The organism is Micromonospora sp. A200 (genome assembly GCF_029893845.1).
Classification (GTDB): Bacteria; Actinomycetota; Actinomycetes; order Mycobacteriales; family Micromonosporaceae; genus Micromonospora; species Micromonospora purpureochromogenes.
Genome location: NZ_JARXXY010000005.1, coordinates 70,116 through 87,126, shown reverse-complemented (window position 1 = coordinate 87,126; position 17,011 = coordinate 70,116). Strand labels below are relative to the sequence as shown.

Genomic DNA, 17,011 nt, shown 5'->3' with positions numbered 1-17,011 from the left:
GGACCGGTCGGTTGATGGTGCGACAAATCGGAACGCAGCAAGCTACGCAGGATCTCACTTCATCATTGGGGGCGCCCGTGCTTCTCAGAACGTCGTCTCGATCGCGCCGGGGGCCGGCGCTGCGGCGGTGGCTCGCCGCGCTCGCCGTACCGGTGCTGGCCGTCGGCCTGCTGGCGGCGCCCGCCCGGGCGGACGGCCTGCCGCCGGTGCCCATGACCCTCACCTCGGCGAACCCGGCCGACAACATCCCGCACGCGCAGAACGGCGACGTGAAGGCCTTCGCCGAGATCGGCACCACGGTCTACGTCGGTGGCTCGTTCACCTCGATCAAGGCGGCCGGCGCCGCGAGCTGGACGGCCCGCAGCTACCTGTTCGCGTACGACCGGGTAAGCGGGGCGCTGAAGGCGGGCTTCGCGCCGGCGCTGGACGGCGCGGTGCACGCGCTGGCCGCCAGCCCGGACGGCAAGCTCATCGTCGGCGGCGCGTTCGGCACGGTCAACGGCGTGGCCCGCAAGAACCTGGTCGAGCTGGACCCGACCACCGGCGCCACCGTCGCCTCCTGGGTCGGCCGCAGCGACGGCGGGCTCGTCCGGCGCACCGTCGTGCTGGGCAACAAGCTCTACATCGCCGGGGCCTTCCACTGGGTCAACGGCACCCAGCACTCGCTGCTGGCCCGGCTGGACGCCACCACCGGCGGCATCGATCCGACCTTCCAGATCGACGCCAGCGTCGCGCGCAGCAGTGCCGAGCTGGTCTGGGGCCTCGCCGTCGCGCCGGACGGGAAGACGCTGGTCGCGGTGGGCAACTTCACCCAGGTCAACGGGCAGGCGCGCAACCAGGTCGTGGTCGTCGAGAACCTGACCGGTACGCCGGCCGTCGCGAACTGGAGCACCCAGCGGTACGTGGCCCAGTGCGGCGCCGGCTTCCCGTTCTACGCCCGCGACGTCGACTTCTCCGACGACGGCAGCTATTTCGTGATCGCTGCGGACGGCGGTCGGGCCGCCGGGGCGTACTGCGACACGATTGCCCGGTTCGAGACCGCCACCCGGGGCGCGGCCATCGACGGCACCTGGGTGGACGACACCGGCCACGACTCGGTGACCTCGATCGAGGCGGCCGACAACGTGGTCTACGTCGGCGGTCACTTCCGCTGGCTGAACAACGCCAACGGCAACGACTCCGCGGGCGCGGGTGCCATCAACCGGTACGGCCTGGGCGCGCTCGACCCGAGCAACGGCATGCCGCTGGTGTGGAACCCGACCCGCTCGGGCGCGCCGGCCGGCACCACCGACTGGGGCCCGATCCTGTGGGAGTTGTGGCGCGGCAGCAACGGTCTGCTCGCCGGCTTCGACAACGACGGCCTCGGCAACGAGTACCACGGCCGGATGGGGCTGTTCCCGCTGGCCGGTGGCCGGACGGTCCCGGCGGTCAACGCGCCGTCGGCCGCCTCGGGCTACCTCTACGTCGGCACCGCCAACGGCCAGGCCACCAAGGTGCCGTTCGACGGCACCACGCTGGGCACCCCGGTGGCCAGCAGCCAGCCGAACCTCACCGCGGCGGGCGCGGCGTTCTCCGTCGGCAACAAGCTCTACTGGTCCAAGACCGACGCGACCGCGCCGAACGGCAGCTACCTGGACGTGTCGATCTTCTCGGGCGGCTCGGTGGGCGCGCCCTGGATCAGCAGCGGCTACAACAACTGGTTCAAGGCCGCCACCATGAGCGGGGCGTTCTACCTCGACGGCCGGATGTACTACACCAAGTCCGGCACGAACAGGTTGTTCTACCGCTACCTGGAGCCGGACGGCTACATCGTCGGCTGCACCGAGTTCACGCTGCCCAGCCTGAACCTCGCCTGGGGCAACGTCCGGGGCATGGCCTGGGTGAACGGCAAGATCGTGTACGGCAACGCCGACGGCTCGCTGCGGGCCGTCCCGTTCGACGAGACGGCCGTCGACGGCACCACCTCGGTCCAGCTCGCGCCCGCCTCGGCCGGCGTGAACTGGTCCAGCCGGACGCTGTTCTTCGCCACCTCCTGACCCGATCCGGGTTCCGGGCGGTCCGCCGGTGTCCCCGTGACACCGGCGGACCGCCCGTACCGCAGGGGGCCGGTCGGCTGTCGACCGCGGGTGAACGGTCGGCGACAATGAGACGACCCACCGGCCCCGGCGCGGTCGTCACCGGCCGGTGCCGGCCACCCCTTCCTCATCGCGCAAGGACCTGACCTGATGGACGTGACCGACGTCGCTTCCGCCCGGCAACGCCCGGTCGGCCTCGTCGAGCTGGCCCGCATCCCGCTGCGGCGGTGGCGGATCGTGCTCGCCTCCGCGGCGCTGGTGCTGGCGGCCGTGCTGGCCTACCTGTTCGTGCTGCCGGCCACCTACACCGGGACCACGGCCGTGGTGGTCCGGCCGGTGGTGACCGACCCGTTCTCGGTGCCGTCCGGCGGCGCCGACCGCGCGGTGAACATGACGGCCGAGAGCGGGATCGCCACCAGCAACGACGTCATCGACAAGGTCGCCGGCATCACCGGGCGGGACACCAAGGAGGTGGCCGACGCCCTGGAGGTGGAGACCCCGGTCGGTGGGCAGGTGATGCGCTTCAGCTACGCCGGGCACAGCGAGCGCGAGGCGGTGGACGGCGCGAACGGCGCCGCCGAGTCGTACCTGGAACTGCGCAAGGGCATGTACGAGAACCAGCGCGCCGCGGTGCTCAAGTCGTACGACGACACGATCGACCTGGTCACCGCCCAGCGCACGACGACGCAGCGGTCGCTGCCGGCCAACCAGAGCTCCAGCAACCCGTCCCCCCGCACCAGCGCCCTGCTGGACCAGCTGCGGGCGCTCAACGACCAGCTCGCCACCCTCGCCGAGCAGCGGTCCAAGGTGGCCTCCGCCGACCTGAGCCCCGGCTCGGTGACCAGCGCCGCCCGTACCCCGGTGCCCTCCAGCCGGGACGCGGCGCCGCTGCTCCTGGTCGCCGGCCTGCTCGGCGGTCTGCTCCTCGGCGGGCTGGTGGCCTTCGTCCGGGAGTCCCTGGACCGCCGGGTGCGCACCGCCGCCGAGGCCGCCGCGACGATCGGCGCGCCGCTGCTCGGCACGGTGCGGTGCCGCCGGGGCGGCCAGCCGGACGAGTCGGACCTGCGCTACCTCGTGCTGGCCCTGGGCCGCTGGGTCGACGGGCCGCAGCGGACCCCGCTGGTGGTGCTCTCCTCAGCGACCGACGAGGGCCGCGAGCAGGTCACCGCCGGGCTCGCCGCGGTGCTGGCCGCCGCCGGCCACGACGTACGCCTCGGTGTCACGCCGGAGAGCCTGGACCGGATCCGCCCGCTGATGCTGGACGCGCAGCGCCGCAACCCGCCGGTGGAGCCGGCCCGCTCCCGCCCGCTGCCCCGTCCCCGCCCGGTGCCCGCCACCACCCCGGCGATGACGGCCGCCGGGCCGGAGGACACCGCCGTGATCCCGGCGGTCCGCAAGCCCCGACCCTTCCCCACCCCCGCCGAGGCGAAGAACGGCGCGGTGTACCGCTCCACCACCACCCCGGCGGACAGGACGGAGATCATCCCGACCGCCCGGCCGGCTGCCGACGGCGCGGCGACCGACGGGCAGGAGCTGCGGATCGGCACCGGCAAGGTCCGCCTCGTCGACCTGGACGGCGCCGCCTCGGAGGGGCTCACCGTGCTGGACGCGCCGCCCGCGTTGCACGACGAGCGCGGGGTCCGGGCCGCCCGGGAGGGCCGGGCGCTGCTGGTCGCGGCCCGGGACCGGACCCGGACGGGCCAGCTGACCCAGCTGGTGGACCGGCTGCGCGCCGTCGGGGTCGAGCCGGTCGGATTCGTGCTGACGGGAGACGGCCGTGACTGACCGCGACCAGCCGGGCGCCGCGCCGGCGTACCCCCCGGTGACCGTCGTGGTGGCCACCCGGGACCGGCCGGGGCTGCTGGAGCGGGCCGTGCGGGCGGTGCTCGACCAGGACTACCCGGGGCCGGTCGAGTGCATCGTGGTGTACGACCACACCGAGATCCGCCCGCTCGACCTGGCCGTACCGGCCGGGCGCACCCTGCGGTACGCCACCAACACGCACCGGCGCGGGCTGCCCGGCGGCCGGAACACCGGCGCGGACGAGGCGACCAGCGACCTCATCGCGTTCTGCGACGACGACGACTTCTGGCTGCCGACCAAGCTCGCCCGGCAGGTGGAGCTGCTGGCGGCCCGCCCCGACGCCGCCGCCGCGAGCTGCGGCATCCGGCTGGAGGGCCCGGGCATCGCCAAGGAGCGGCGCCTGGACACCGCCGAGGTCGGCCTGCCCGACTTCATCGAGGACCGGGTGATGGAGGTGCACTCCAGCACCATCCTGGTGCGGCGGTCCACCTGGGACGCGGTCGGCCCGGTCGACGAGGAGCTGCCGGGCGGCTACGGCGAGGACTACGAGTGGCTGCTGCGGGTGGCCGCGCACGGGCCGGTGGTGATCGTGCCGGAGGTGTTGGTGGTGGTGGACTGGCACGGCGGGTCGTTCTTCTTCGGCCGCTGGGCGATGATCGTCGAGGCCACCCGCTACCTGCTCGCCAAGCACCCGGAGCTGGCCGGCAGCCGGACCGGGCTGGCCCGGCTGCACGGCCAGATCGCCTTCGCGCTCGCCTCCGGGCGGCGGCGCCGGGAGGCGCTGCGCGAGCTGGGCCGGGTGGTCCGGCTCAACCCCCGCGAGAAGCGGGTGCTGGTGACCGTGCCGGTGGTGCTCGGCCTGCTCTCCGGGGAGCGGGTGCTCCGGCTGGCCCAGCGCCGGGGCCGGGGTGTCTGACCGGCGGCCCGGGGCGACCGCGCCGCCGCTGCCCGTCTGGCCGCTGACGGCCATGTTCGCCCTGGTGCCGCTCTGGTGGGCGCTGGGCGCGTTCTACCTCGGCTGGTCGGTCTTCGGGGTGGTGCTGCTCGCCCTCCTGGTCGCCCGCGGGCGCCTCGCACTGCCCCCCGGCAGCGTCGCCTGGCTGGTCTTCCTCACCCTGGTGCTGCTCAGCGCCAGCCGGTTGGACCGGGCCACCGCCTACCTCACCTTCGGGCTGCGCTTCGGCTTCCTGGTGACCGCCCTGGTGGTCTGCGTGTACGTCTACACCCTGGTCCGCGAGGGCACCCGCTGGGACCGGGTGCTGCGCCCGCTGGGCTGGTACTGGCTGGGCCTGGTGGCGCTGGGCTGGCTGGCCGTGCTCGCGCCCACTTTCGCCCTGACCACTCCGGTGGAGATGGCGTTGCCGGACGACATCTCGGCGAAGCGCTTCATCCAGGCGCTGACCCACGTGCGGGCCAATGAGTTCAACCCGCAGTCCCGCTCGCCGATCTACCGCACCGCCGCGCCGTACCCGTACACCAACAACTGGGGCACCGCGTATGCCTTGCTGGTGCCCTGCGTGCTGGCGTACCTGACCTCGGTGCGTACCGGTCGGTTCCGGGTGGCGCTGTGGGTGTCGCTGCCGCTGTCGGTGGTGCCGGCGTTCCTGACGCTCAACCGGGGCATGTTCGTCGGCCTCGGCGCCGGCCTGCTCTACCTGGGCCTACGCGCGCTGGTCCGGGGCAACGCCCGGCTGATCGTCTCGATCGCCGGGCTGGTCGTGCTGGTGTGGGTGGTCAGCCTGGTCGTGCCGGTGCAGGAGATGATCGACGCCCGGGTCAGCAGCACCGACACCAACGTCGACCGGATGGACCTCTACGTACGGACCTGGCAGGCCGTGGAGCGTTCGCCGCTGCTCGGGTACGGGGCGCCGAAGAGCGTGGACACCACCCTCGCCGAGGAGCCGCTGGGCACCCAGGGCCTGATCTGGCAGATCCTCTACAGCCACGGCATCCCCGCGCTGGTGGTCTTCCTCGGCTGGCTGGTGCTGGTGGCCCGGCGGCTGGCCGCCGCGGTCTCCCCGGCCGGGCACTGGCTGAGCACCCTCCCGGTGATCGCGCTGGTGGTCATCCCGGTCTACGCCTACATCGACCCGAACCTGTCGGTGATCTTCTTTGCGGTGGGGGCCGGGCTGGCGGCGGTCAGCGGGCCGGTCAACCGGGCGCCGACCGGCCCGTCCACCATGGCCCAACCGGTGCCGCTGGCGCCCTGGCGTACCCGGGGGGTCGGCCGGGCCGCGGTGCCCGCGCCGCCGGTGCCCCCGCCGCCGGTGCCCCCGCCGCCGGTGCCCCCGCCCGCGCCGCCGCCGGCGACCGGGGTGGCCGCCGTCCCGCTACGCATGCCGGAACCGCCGCCCGCGCCGGCCCAGTCGGCCCCGCCTCCCGCGACGGTCCCGGCACCGCGGTCGGCGCCGGCCACGCCGCCCGCGCCGGTTCCGGCCCCGAATGCCGCGCCGGTCGTGCCGGCGCCGCGATCCGCGACCGCCCCGCCTGCGTCGACCGCCCCGCCGTCGACGGCGGCCTCAGCCACGACTGGCGTGCCTACGCCCCGTGCCGCGACCACCCCGCCCCCTGCGCCGGCCATGCCGGCCGCGGAGGTCACGGCCGCCCTGCCCGCGCCCCGGGCCGCGACCGCGCCGCCCCCTGCGTCGACCATGCCGGCCGGGACCGCCGTGCCCGCGCCGCGGGCCGCGACCACCCCGCCTCCCGCGCCGGCCCCGGCCGTGCCGGCGGCGGTCGAGGCGGCCCGGCCGCCGGCGTCCGAGCCGGACCGGCCGGTCGCGGATGCGCCACGCCACGGAGGGACGGCATGACCGATCCGGGTACGCGGCCGACCGGCGCGGCCGCCACGGCCGTCGCGGACGCCGGTGGGTCGGCCGGCGAGCGGGAGGTACGCCGCAGCACGCGCAGCGGGATGGTCGGCCTGGCCGGCGCGGCGGTCAACGGTCTGCTGGGCTTCGTGCTGACCGTGGTGATCGTCCGTGGGTTGGGGCCGGCCGGTTCCGGCGCGATGTTCACCGCCATCGGCGTGGTTGCCATCCTGAGCGCGGTCTGCTGCGCGGGCGCCGACACCGCATTGGTCTGGGCGCTGCCGCGACGCAGGGCCGGGGCGGATGGCGACGCGGCCCGGCTGCTGCCGGTGGCATTGCTGCCCGTGCTGCTGCTTACCGGGGTCCTTGCCGTGGTCGGGGAACTCGCAGTCGACCACCTCGCCCCAGTCTTCTTTGAAGGAGCGGATGGTCCGGCACTGCTGCGCCTTGCCTTCGTGGCGTTGCCGGTCATCGCCGCGATGACAGTGCTGCTTGCGGCCGTCCGCGCCGTGCGGCCGGTGGTCGCGGTGGTGGGCATCCAGTACGTACTGGTGCCCCTTGCCCGCCCCGTGCTGTTGGTGGCGACAGTGGCGACCGGGGCCGGCGTGGTGGCTGGCTTCGGCGCCTGGCTACTGCCGATCGCCCTGGCCGTGGTGGCCGCCGGAGTCCTGCTGGTACGCCCCCTCGGGCTGTCGGCCGGCGTCCGGCTGCGCCCGACCACCACGGACTGGCGTGCATTCTGGGGTTTCGCGTTGCCTCGGGCGGCGTCAGCGGCGATCGACGCGAGCAGCATGTGGGTGGGTGTCCTGCTCACGTCGGCGCTGGCCGGCGCGACCGAATCCGGCGTGTTCAGTGCCGTAGGCCGTTACGCCCTCGCCGGGCTGCTCGTCATGCAAGGGCTCCGGGTGGCCGTCGCGCCACAGCTGTCCCGGCTGCTCGGGCAGAGACGCAACGCGGACGCGGCGTTGGTCTACCGACGGGTGACGGTCGTGGTGATCATCCTGTCCTGGCCCGCCTACCTGCTCCTCGCGGTCTTCGCGCCGGGCTTCCTCAGTCTCTTCGGCCACGAATTCTCCGCCGGCGTCACCCCACTGGTGGTCCTCGCTGTGGCCATGATGGTGAACTCCGGGGTCGGCATCGTCCAGACGATGCTGTTGATGAGCGGCAACAGCCGCCGACACCTCTACGCCACCCTGGTTGGTCTGGCGCTCACCGTCGGCCTCGGCGTGCTGCTGATTCCCGACCACGGCGCGCTCGGCGCCGCCTGCGCCTGGGGTGCCGGGATCGTCGTGGAGAACCTGCTGGCCGCAGCGGCTGCCCGATCCGTCGTCGGCGAGCCGCTCTTCACCCGGTCCTTGGGGTGGGCGGCGCTCGGCGCCGGCGGCGGTGCGGGGGTGGTCGCGGTGGCGAGCGCACTGCTGGCCGGAAGGGGCGTACCAGGCCTTGCCCTTGCCTTGGCGATGCTGGCGGTCGCTGCCGCCGCGCTGCTGCTGGATCGGCGAGTCCGTCGTGCGGCCCGTGCCGCCGTGACGATGCTCAGGCCGAGACCGGCGTGACGAGAGGAAATCATGACGATCCGCGACCGGCTCAAGGGTGTGGTGCCGCACCAGGTCACCCACCAGGTGCGCAGCTCACTGGTTCGGTACGGCGAACGCACCGCCGACCGGCGGCCGCTGCCGGACTTCCTGATCGCTGGCACGAAGCGTGGCGGCACCACCTCGCTCTGGCGCTACCTGCTGGAACACCCCCTGGTGCCCCGGCTCTTCCCCGCCTGGAACACCAAGACCTCGCACTACTTCGAGGAGAAATGGGGACGCGGCGAGGCGTGGTACCGCTCGCACTTCCCCACCGAGCGTCAGCGCCGGGCGCTGGAACGGCGGCACGGTGGGCCCGTCCGGGTCGGCGAGGCGGCGCCGCTGTACATGTTCCACCCGCTCGTTCCGCAGCGGGTGGCCGACCTGCTGCCGGACGTACGGCTGATCTTCCTGCTGCGTGACCCGGTGGAGCGCGCGTACTCGCACTGGAAGGAGCGGCGCACCGAGGGCAAGGAACCGCTGGACTTCGCCGAGGCGTTGGCGCGCGAGGAGGAGCGGACGGCGGGGGAGCGGGAGAGGCTGATCGCCGACCCGACCTATTTCAGCGAGGCGTACGACTGGTACACGTACCGGGCGCGGGGCCGCTACCTGGAGCACCTGGAGCCCTGGCTGGCCCGCTTCGATCCCGCGCAGATGCTCATCCTGCCCAGCGAGAAGCTGTACGCCGAGCCGGCGGCAAGTCACGCCCAGGTGCTCGCTTTCCTGGGGCTTCCGCCGCACCAACTGAAGGCGTACGAGGCCCACAACCACCGGCGCAGCAGGGCCATGGACCCCGACGTGCGAGCAGAGCTGAGCGCCTACTTCGCACCGCACAACGAAGCCCTGTCGGAGCGCCTACGGATGCGCTTCGACTGGTCCTGACGGACTGACGGAGCTCTCTACCGATCGTGATCACCGTCAACCGGTGGCCCGTGCCGACCGGACTTCCCGTCGAGCGGCCACGACTGTACGGGTTGTTGGCCATAGGTGCGGGGAGCGGCCGCCTGCCGGGCACCCGCGTCCGCAGGGCGGGACGCGCCGGGCGGCACGTCGGGGCGGCGACCGACCGTGACAGACTGAGCGCTGTGTTGCGCTGGCTGACTGCAGGTGAATCCCACGGACCCGCCCTCGTCGCGATGCTCGAGGGGGTGCCCGCCGGGATCGAGGTGACCACCCGGGAGATCTCCGACGAGCTGGCCCGTCGCCGGCTCGGCTACGGCCGGGGCGCCCGGATGTCGTTCGAGCGGGACGAGGTCGAGGTCATCGGTGGCCTGCGGCACGGCGTCACGCTGGGCAGCCCGGTCGCCATCCGGGTCGGCAACTCCGAGTGGCCGAAGTGGCAGACCGTGATGGCCGCCGACCCGGTGGACCCCGACGAGCTGGCCCGGCAGGCCCGCAACGCCCCGCTGACCCGCCCCCGGCCCGGCCACGCCGACCTGGCCGGCATGCAGAAGTACGGTCACACCGACGCGCGGCCGATCCTGGAGCGGGCCAGCGCGCGGGAGACCGCCGCCCGGGTGGCCGTCGGCACGGTGGCGAAGGCGCTGGTGAAGCAGGCCCTCGGCATCGAGATCGTCTCGCACGTGGTGGAGCTCGGCCCGGTCGCCGCCAAGCCGGGCCTGCGGCCCCGGCCGGAGGACGCCGAGCGGATCGACGCCGACCCGCTGCGCTGCCTCGACCCGGAGGCGAGCGCCCGGATGGTCGCCGAGGTCGACGCCGCGAAGAAGGCCGCCGACACCCTCGGCGGCGTGGTCGAGGTGCTGGCGTACGGGGTGCCGCCGGGCCTGGGCAGCCACGTGCAGTGGGACCGCAAGCTCGATGCCCGGCTGGCCACCGCGCTGATGTCCATCCAGGCCATCAAGGGCGTGGAGATCGGCGACGGCTGGCAGCAAGCCCGCTCCCGCGGCTCCGAGGCGCACGACGAGATCATGCCCACCGCCACCGGCGTCCGCCGGGTCACCGACCGGGCCGGCGGCCTGGAGGGCGGGATCACCACCGGTGAGCCGCTGCGGGTCAAGGCCGCGATGAAGCCGATCTCCTCGCTGAACCGGGCCCTCGCCACGGTCGACGTGACCACCGGTGAGCCGGCCACCGCCATCAACCAGCGCTCCGACGTCTGCGCCGTGCCGGCCGCGGCCGTGGTCGCCGAGGCGATGGTGGCGCTGGTGCTGGCCGAGGCGGCCACCGAGAAGTTCGGCGGCGACTCGGTGGCGGAGATCCGCCGCAACCTCGCCGGGTACCTCGACGCGCTGGTGATCCGGTGACCGGCCGGGCGGCGGCGGGACGGAGCGTGCTCCGGTGACGAAGCCGCTCTGCGTGCTGGTCGGGGCGCCCGGCTCCGGCAAGACCACCGTCGGCGAGGAGTTGGCGGCGCTGCTCGGGGTCGACTTCCGGGACACCGACGCCGACATCGAGCGCCTGGCCGGCAAGCCGATCCCGGAGATCTTCATCGACGAGGGGGAGGCGCACTTCCGTACCCTCGAACGGGCGGCGGTGGCGGCGGCGCTGGCCTCGCACGGCGGGGTGCTCGCCCTCGGCGGCGGCGCGGTCCTCGCCGACGAGAACCGCGCCGCGCTGGTCGGGCACACCGTGGTGCACCTGTCGGTGGAGCTGCCCGACGCGGTGAAGCGGGTCGGGCTCGGCGCCGGCCGGCCGCTGCTCGCGATCAACCCGCGGGCCACCCTCAAGCATCTGATGGACCAGCGCCGCCCGCTCTACGCCGAGGTGGCGACCGCGACGGTGGTGACCGACGGGCGTACCCCACCGGAGTTGGCCGCGGAGATCGTCGCCCTGCTCAAGCCCTGACCCGGCCGGCGGTCAGCCCCGGGCGATGGTGTCGAGCAGGTCGGCGAGGGCCTTCGGCTCGCTCAGCATCGGCCAGTGGCCGGTCGGCAGCCCGTGCAGCTCGGCGCCGGCGAGACCGGCGAAGAACGGGTGGCCCTCGGCGATCATCGCGGCGGCCACCTCCACCGGGAAGGTGCACGCCACCAGCGCGGTCGGCACCGGCCGCCCCCCGGTACGACGCACCGGCTCGGTCGCCGCGCCCAGCGGGTGCCCGGTGGACCGGCGCCGCAGCAGCGCCAGCGCGCCGTCGTCCAGGCCGGCCAGGTTCTGCGGGTCCTCGGCCGGTTCCCAGGCGGGCGGCGGCAGCAGGTGCCCGTCGCCGATCTGCGCGCGCAGCCGCTCCTGCTCCTCCGGCGGGTTGACGTCGAACTGGGACATGCCGTCGGGCAGCGGCCCGCTCTCCACGTAGACCACCCGGGCGATCCGGTCCGGCATCCGGTCGGCCGCCTGGGTCACCGGCATCCCGCCGCCGGAGTGCCCGACCAGCACCACGTCGCGCAGCTCCTCCGCCTCGATGAGCGCGGTGAGGTCGGTGGTGTGCGTCTCCAGGCCGACCTCCGGGCCGGCCAGGTGGGCCCGGTCGGCCACCCCGGTCAGCGTCACCGCGTACACGTCGTGGCCGCGCCCGCGCAGGTCGGCGGTCACCTCCCGCCACGCCCAGCCGCCCAGCCAGAACCCCGGCACCAGCACGAACGTCGCCATCTCGGATCTCCCTCGTCTCGATGTCCATGGACACCGTAAGCTCGAATCCGGACAGTTTCCGCCCGGTATTGCGAGGTGGCCCGTGTCACATCCTGCCGGTCGGGTGCTCGCGATGCTCGAACTGCTCCAGAGCCACCATCGGCTCACCGGCGTCGAGCTGGCCGACCGGCTGCGGGTCGACGAGCGCACCGTGCGCCGGTACGCCGCCACCCTGGTCGACCTCGGCATCCCGGTCACCGCCGAGCGGGGCCGGTACGGCGGCTACCGGCTGCGCCCCGGCTACAAGCTGCCGCCGCTGATGCTCACCGACGACGAGGCGGTCGCGGTGCTGCTCGGCCTGGTCGCGGCGGAACGGCTGGGGCTGGGCACCGAGGAGCCGGCCACCGCCACCGCCCTGGCCAAGATCCGGCGGGTGCTGCCGGCTCCCCTCGCGGAGCGGCTCGCCGCCGTCCAGGACCACCTCGGCTTCACGCTGCGCCGCGCCGACCCGGCGCTGCGCCCGGCGACCGGCACGCTGCTCGCCCTCGGCGCGGCGGCTCGGCAGCGGCGCCGGGTGACGCTGGACTACCGCTCCTGGCGGGGTGACCCGTCGCGGCGGCAGCTCGACCCGTACGGGCTGGTCTTCCACTCCGGCCGCTGGTACGTCACCGGTTACGACCACCTCCGGGACGAGGTACGCACCTTCCGGCTGGACCGGATCGGGGCGGTCAGCACCGGCCCGGAGACGTTCGCCGTGCCGGACGACTTCGACCCGGTGGCCCAGGTGACCCGCTCGCTGGCCGGCGTGCCGTACGCGCACTCCGTCGAGGTGCTGCTGGAGACCGATCTGGTCGCCGCCCGACGCCGCGTCCCGCCCAGCGTCGGCGAGCTGACCGAGGTTGCCGACGGGGTGCTGCTGCGGACCCGCGCCGAGCACCTCGACGGGATGGCGCAGCTGCTCGCCGGGCTCGGCTGGCCGTTCACCGTGCTCCGCCCGGACGCGCTGCGCGACGCCGTCCGCGCCCACGCGACGCGACTGGCCGGCTGGGCCGACCGTCCCGGCGAGGCCCCACCGTCCGACTGACGAACCGGGCCCCGCCGAAGCCCGCGCCCGGCCGGGACCGGTGGCGCCGGCAGGACCGGCGGCGGCCGGGACCGACGGCCGCCCCGGCCGGGACCGGCGGACGGGTTCCCGGTTCAGGCGGGTGACGGCGCCGGCTCGGACCGGGCGCGCCGGGCCGCCGGCCGCCAGGTGACCAGCAGGGCGAGGGCGAGCAGGATCTCGGCCAGGTCGCCGCCGTAGTACATCAGCGTCGCCGCCGCCCGCAGCTGCGCCACCGGCGCGGCCGCGTCGACCAGGCCGGCGTGCATGAGCTGGGCGAGGGTGGCGTGCGCGGCCACCGACAGCCCCAGCACGACCAGCCGCAGCGGCACCCCGGGGCGGTGCGGCCCCGGGTCGGGGCCGGCGATCGCCCAGGTGAAGAGGTACCCGCTGGCCAGGAAGTGCAGCAGCACCAGGCCGTGCAGCCCCGGGTGGGCCAGGGTGGCCCGGTAGAGCGGTGTCAGGTGCAGCAGGTAGAGCCCGCCGGCGGTGAACAGCAGGCCGGTGACCGGGTGGGCGGCCACCCGCAGGACGGGATGGCGCAGCACCCGCAGCGCCGCCCGGCCGACGTCGCGACGTACCGTGCGCAGCGCGAGGGTGGCGGGCGCGCCGAGCACCAGCCCGAGCGGCGCCAGCATCCCGACCAGCAGGTGCCGCCACATGTGCCCGACCAGGTCGTGGCCGGGCAGCACCGCGGCCACCGCGAGCAGCGCGGTGCCCGCACCGAAGCTCGCGGTCCGACAGTGGCTCCAGCCGCCGCGCCCCGGGTCGCGCTGGCGCAGCGCCGCGGCCAGGTAGACCCAGAAGACCAGCAGCGGTACGAGCAGCAGCGGGCCGACCCCGTCGCCGTGCTGCCCGGTCATCGCCGGTCGGCGCAGGTGTCCACCGTGCCGGCGCGGCGCTGCACCGCCCAGCCCACGGCGATCAGCGCCGCGCCGAACAGCAGGAAGCCGACGTCCCAGGCCGTCTGGTGGGGGCCGCCGTGCACGTGGTGGATGCCCAGCAGGTGGTGGTCGACGAGCCCCTCGACCAGGTTGAACAGGCCCCAGCCCACCAGCGCCCAGCCCCACAGCGCCGGGGAGCGCCAGAGCCGGCCGCGGGACCGGGTCACCCGGGCGTAGAGCAGGGCCAGCCCGGTGAGCACCGCCACCCAGGTGACCACGTGGAAGATGCCGTCCCAGAGGGTGTTCATCTGCAGCCCGGAAACGGTGTCCACCGGGTACGCGCGGATCCCGACGTTGTCGGTGTCGGTGCTGCTGAGCAGGTGGTGCCACTGGAGCACCTGGTGCAGGACGATGCCGTCGGCGAAGCCGCCGAGCCCGACGCCGAGGATGGTGGCGGGCAGCCGGATGTCGGCGCCGTCGATGGTCGTGGTGGCCATGGGGAACCTCCGCCGTCGTGGGTCCGATCCGCTTCGCCCTACCTCCGGCCCTTACGAGCCGAACGTACCCCGTGGCCGGCAATGTCGCTTGCCACCAGGTGGACGAGCCCCGTCGCGGCGGTGTCCGCTGCACTAGGCTCCCCTGCGATGGACGAGGTGACCCGGATTCCGGTCGGCGGCGAGCGGCCGTACGACGTGCTCGTGGGACGCGACCTGCTCGATCCGCCGCCGCGGCTGCTGCCCGGCGCCGAGCGGGTCGCGCTGCTGTTCGCGCCGCCGCTCAAGGAGCTGGCCGACACGCTGGCCGAGCGGCTGCGCGCGGTCGGCGTGACCCCGCTGCCGATCGAGGTGCCCGACGCCGAGGCGGGCAAGCGGATCGAGGTGGCCGCCGACTGCTGGGAGCGGCTCGGCGCGGCCGGGTTCACCCGTACCGATGCGGTGGTCGGCGTGGGCGGGGGCGCGGTGACCGACCTGGCCGGCTTCGTCGCCGCCTGCTGGCTGCGCGGAGTGCGGTGGGTGCCGGTGGCGACCTCGCTGCTCGGCATGGTCGACGCGGCGGTCGGTGGCAAGACCGGCGTGAACACCGCCGCCGGCAAGAACCTGGTCGGCGCGTTCCACCCACCGGCCGGCGTGCTCTGCGACCTGGCGACGCTGGACAGCCTGCCCCCGGCCGACCTGGCCGCCGGGATGGCCGAGGTGGTCAAGTGCGGCTTCATCGCCGACCCGGTGATCCTCGACCTGGTCGAGCGGGATCCGGCCGCCGCCGTCGACCCGACCGGCCCGGTGGCCCGCGAGCTGATCGAGCGGGCGATCCGGGTGAAGGCCGACGTGGTCTCCGGCGACCTGCGCGAGTCCGGGGTGCGCGAGGTGCTCAACTACGGCCACACCCTGGCGCACGCGATCGAGAAGGTGGAGGGCTACCGCTGGCGGCACGGGCACGCCGTCGCGGTGGGCACCGTCTTCGCCGGCGCCCTGGCCCGGCTGGCCGGCCGGCTCGACGCCGCCACCGCCGAACGGCACCGCACGGTGATGGCCGCGCTCGGCCTGCCCACCAGCTACCCGGCCGACGCCTGGCCCGACCTGCTGGCCGCGATGCGGGTGGACAAGAAGGCCCGGGGCAGCACCCTGCGCTTCGTGGTGCTCGACGCCCTGGCCCGGCCGGCGATCCTGGAGGGGCCGGACGACGAGCTGCTGCACGCCGCCTACCGGGAGATCGCCTCGTGAGGGTGTACGTGCTGAACGGGCCGAACCTGGGCCGGCTCGGCACCCGGCAGGTCGACGTGTACGGCGTGACCAGCTACGCCGACCTGGTGACGCTCTGTGTGGACACCGGTCGCGAGTTGGGGCTGGACGTGGTCGTCCGGCAGACCGACGCCGAGCACGAGCTGCTGGGCTGGCTGCACCAGGCGGCCGACGAGCAGGCGGCGGTGGTGCTCAACCCGGCCGCCTGGTCGCACTACTCGATCGCCGTCCGGGACGCCTGCGCGATGCTGCGTGGGCCGCTGGTGGAGGTGCACATCTCCAACATTCACGCCCGGGAGGAGTTCCGGCACCACTCCGTGGTCTCCGCCGTGGCGACCGGGGTGATCTGCGGCCTGGGCGTCGACGGCTACCGCCTCGCCCTGCGCCACCTGGCCACCGTCCTCGGCGCGACCGGCTGAGCGGTCGCCGCCGCAGGGCGCCCGACCGGCCGGCCGTCCCCGGCAAGCGGCGCCGCACGCCACCGTCGCGGTGCCGGGCCACCGCCTGACCGGCGGCACGATCGCCGTCGACGGCCGGGCACGCCGCCCCGGCGTGCCGTCGCAGTCGATCACCGTGAGTGGTGGGCGAGTCCTTCAACACTCGGTGATGTGCGGCTCCCCGCCGCCCGCCTCCCCTGACGCCTTTGCTCTGCTGCCCTCCCGGCGACACGGGGCGTGAGCTGCTCAGATGGATCGTCGTGCGATCGACCCCGTCTTCGGGCGCGGACACGTTCGGTGACTGTTGCGTCCGGGGCAGCAGAGCAAGGAGGGGGTGAAGGTCCCCGGGGGTGGCCCTGTCGGTGACGCGCGGTGATCAGGAGGGCGGCGTCGGTCGGGCCGGGAGCGGGCCGGCCGGAGGCGGAGTCGCCGGTTGGACACAACTAGTAGACTTGCCAGGTCTGTCCGCCAATTGATGATCAAGGCAGGAAATGGCATCCACCAACGACCTCAAGAACGGCCTGGTACTCAACCTCGACGGGGAGCTCTGGGCCGTCGTCGAGTTCCAGCACGTCAAGCCCGGTAAGGGTGGGGCGTTCGTCCGCACGACGCTGAAGAACGTGCTGTCCGGCAAGGTCGTCGACAAGACCTTCAACGCGGGCACCAAGGTCGAGACCGCGACCGTCGACAAGCGCACCATGCAGTACCTGTACGCCGACGGCGAGGACTACGTCTTCATGGATCTGGAGACGTTCGACCAGATCACCGTCCCCGGCGGCACCGTCGGCGAGGCGGCCAACTACCTCCTCCCCGAGGCCGAGGCGACCGTCGCCACCCACGAGGGTGTCCCGCTCTACATCGAGCTGCCGACCTCGGTCGTGCTCGAGGTCACCTACACCGAGCCGGGTCTGCAGGGCGACAGGTCGACCGGCGGCAACAAGCCGGCCACCGTCGAGACCGGCGCGACCGTGCCGGTGCCGCTCTTCATCACTACCGGCGAGAAGATCAAGGTCGACACCCGCGACGGCCGTTACCTCGGCCGAGCCTGATGGCCGAGGGTCCCAA

At 74.2% G+C, this 17,011-nt stretch carries 15 protein-coding genes; 12 read left to right on the top strand and 3 right to left on the bottom strand.

The window, feature by feature from the left end; all coding sequences use genetic code 11:
- Positions 1-212 precede the first annotated feature (212 nt).
- From M2302_RS07040 to M2302_RS07005, 8 genes are all read left to right on the top strand, one after another.
- Entirely contained in the window at positions 213-2,036 is a 1,824-nt protein-coding gene (locus tag M2302_RS07040) for a delta-60 repeat domain-containing protein (RefSeq protein WP_280837248.1), read from the top strand.
- Between the two features lie 189 nt (positions 2,037-2,225).
- A complete protein-coding gene (locus M2302_RS07035; protein WP_280837118.1) occupies positions 2,226-3,860 on the top strand; it encodes a Wzz/FepE/Etk N-terminal domain-containing protein in 1,635 nt (544 codons plus the stop codon).
- Positions 3,853-4,794 (top strand): glycosyltransferase family A protein, encoded by a 942-nt coding sequence (locus M2302_RS07030; RefSeq protein WP_280837117.1) that lies wholly within the window; start codon positions 3,853-3,855, stop codon positions 4,792-4,794. Before M2302_RS07035 ends, M2302_RS07030 begins: the two co-directional genes overlap by 8 nt.
- The gene (locus tag M2302_RS07025) at positions 4,787-6,688 is read left to right on the top strand and encodes an O-antigen ligase family protein (RefSeq protein ID WP_280837116.1); all 1,902 of its coding nucleotides are present in this window, start codon (positions 4,787-4,789) and stop codon (positions 6,686-6,688) included. Before M2302_RS07030 ends, M2302_RS07025 begins: the two co-directional genes overlap by 8 nt.
- Positions 6,689-6,789: 101 nt before the next feature.
- Positions 6,790-8,241 (top strand): polysaccharide biosynthesis C-terminal domain-containing protein, encoded by a 1,452-nt coding sequence (locus M2302_RS07020; protein WP_280837115.1) that lies wholly within the window; start codon positions 6,790-6,792, stop codon positions 8,239-8,241.
- Positions 8,242-8,250: 9 nt separating this feature from the next.
- Entirely contained in the window at positions 8,251-9,141 is an 891-nt protein-coding gene (locus M2302_RS07015) for a sulfotransferase domain-containing protein (RefSeq protein ID WP_280837247.1), read from the top strand.
- A 203-nt stretch (positions 9,142-9,344) separates the two neighbouring features.
- Positions 9,345-10,523 (top strand): chorismate synthase, encoded by a 1,179-nt coding sequence (gene aroC, locus M2302_RS07010; protein WP_088962740.1) that lies wholly within the window; start codon positions 9,345-9,347, stop codon positions 10,521-10,523.
- Positions 10,524-10,557: 34 nt separating this feature from the next.
- Positions 10,558-11,064 carry a shikimate kinase gene (locus tag M2302_RS07005; protein ID WP_280837114.1) on the top strand — a complete coding sequence of 169 codons (507 nt, stop codon included), beginning with the start codon at positions 10,558-10,560 and terminating at the stop codon, positions 11,062-11,064.
- A 12-nt stretch (positions 11,065-11,076) separates the two neighbouring features.
- Here the strand turns inward: M2302_RS07005 and M2302_RS07000 are convergent, their stop codons facing one another.
- Positions 11,077-11,805 (bottom strand): alpha/beta hydrolase, encoded by a 729-nt coding sequence (locus M2302_RS07000; protein WP_280837113.1) that lies wholly within the window; start codon positions 11,803-11,805, stop codon positions 11,077-11,079.
- Between the two features lie 82 nt (positions 11,806-11,887).
- Here M2302_RS07000 and M2302_RS06995 point away from each other — a divergent pair, with 82 nt between their 5' ends.
- Positions 11,888-12,868: a YafY family protein gene (locus M2302_RS06995; protein ID WP_280837112.1), complete on the top strand. Its 981-nt coding sequence runs from the start codon at positions 11,888-11,890 to the stop codon at positions 12,866-12,868.
- A 113-nt stretch (positions 12,869-12,981) separates the two neighbouring features.
- On the opposite strand, the gene M2302_RS06990 is transcribed toward M2302_RS06995, so the two are convergent.
- Positions 12,982-13,749, bottom strand: coding sequence for a cytochrome c oxidase assembly protein (locus tag M2302_RS06990; RefSeq protein ID WP_280837111.1), 768 nt, complete (start codon positions 13,747-13,749; stop codon positions 12,982-12,984).
- Positions 13,746-14,267, bottom strand: coding sequence for a DUF2243 domain-containing protein (locus M2302_RS06985; protein WP_280837110.1), 522 nt, complete (start codon positions 14,265-14,267; stop codon positions 13,746-13,748). The genes M2302_RS06990 and M2302_RS06985 overlap by 4 nt, the downstream gene beginning before the upstream one ends.
- A gap of 147 nt (positions 14,268-14,414) precedes the next feature.
- Between M2302_RS06985 and aroB the strand changes: the two genes are divergently transcribed.
- The 3 genes from aroB to efp all read left to right on the top strand — a co-directional run bounded on the left by aroB (position 14,415) and on the right by efp (position 16,995).
- The gene (gene aroB, locus M2302_RS06980) at positions 14,415-15,491 is read left to right on the top strand and encodes a 3-dehydroquinate synthase (RefSeq protein WP_280837109.1); all 1,077 of its coding nucleotides are present in this window, start codon (positions 14,415-14,417) and stop codon (positions 15,489-15,491) included.
- Positions 15,488-15,928 (top strand): type II 3-dehydroquinate dehydratase, encoded by a 441-nt coding sequence (aroQ, locus tag M2302_RS06975; protein WP_154938957.1) that lies wholly within the window; start codon positions 15,488-15,490, stop codon positions 15,926-15,928. The genes aroB and aroQ overlap by 4 nt, the downstream gene beginning before the upstream one ends.
- A gap of 509 nt (positions 15,929-16,437) precedes the next feature.
- Positions 16,438-16,995, top strand: a complete 558-nt coding sequence (gene efp, locus M2302_RS06970) for an elongation factor P (protein ID WP_088962732.1) — start codon at positions 16,438-16,440, stop codon at positions 16,993-16,995.
- Positions 16,996-17,011 lie beyond the last annotated feature (16 nt).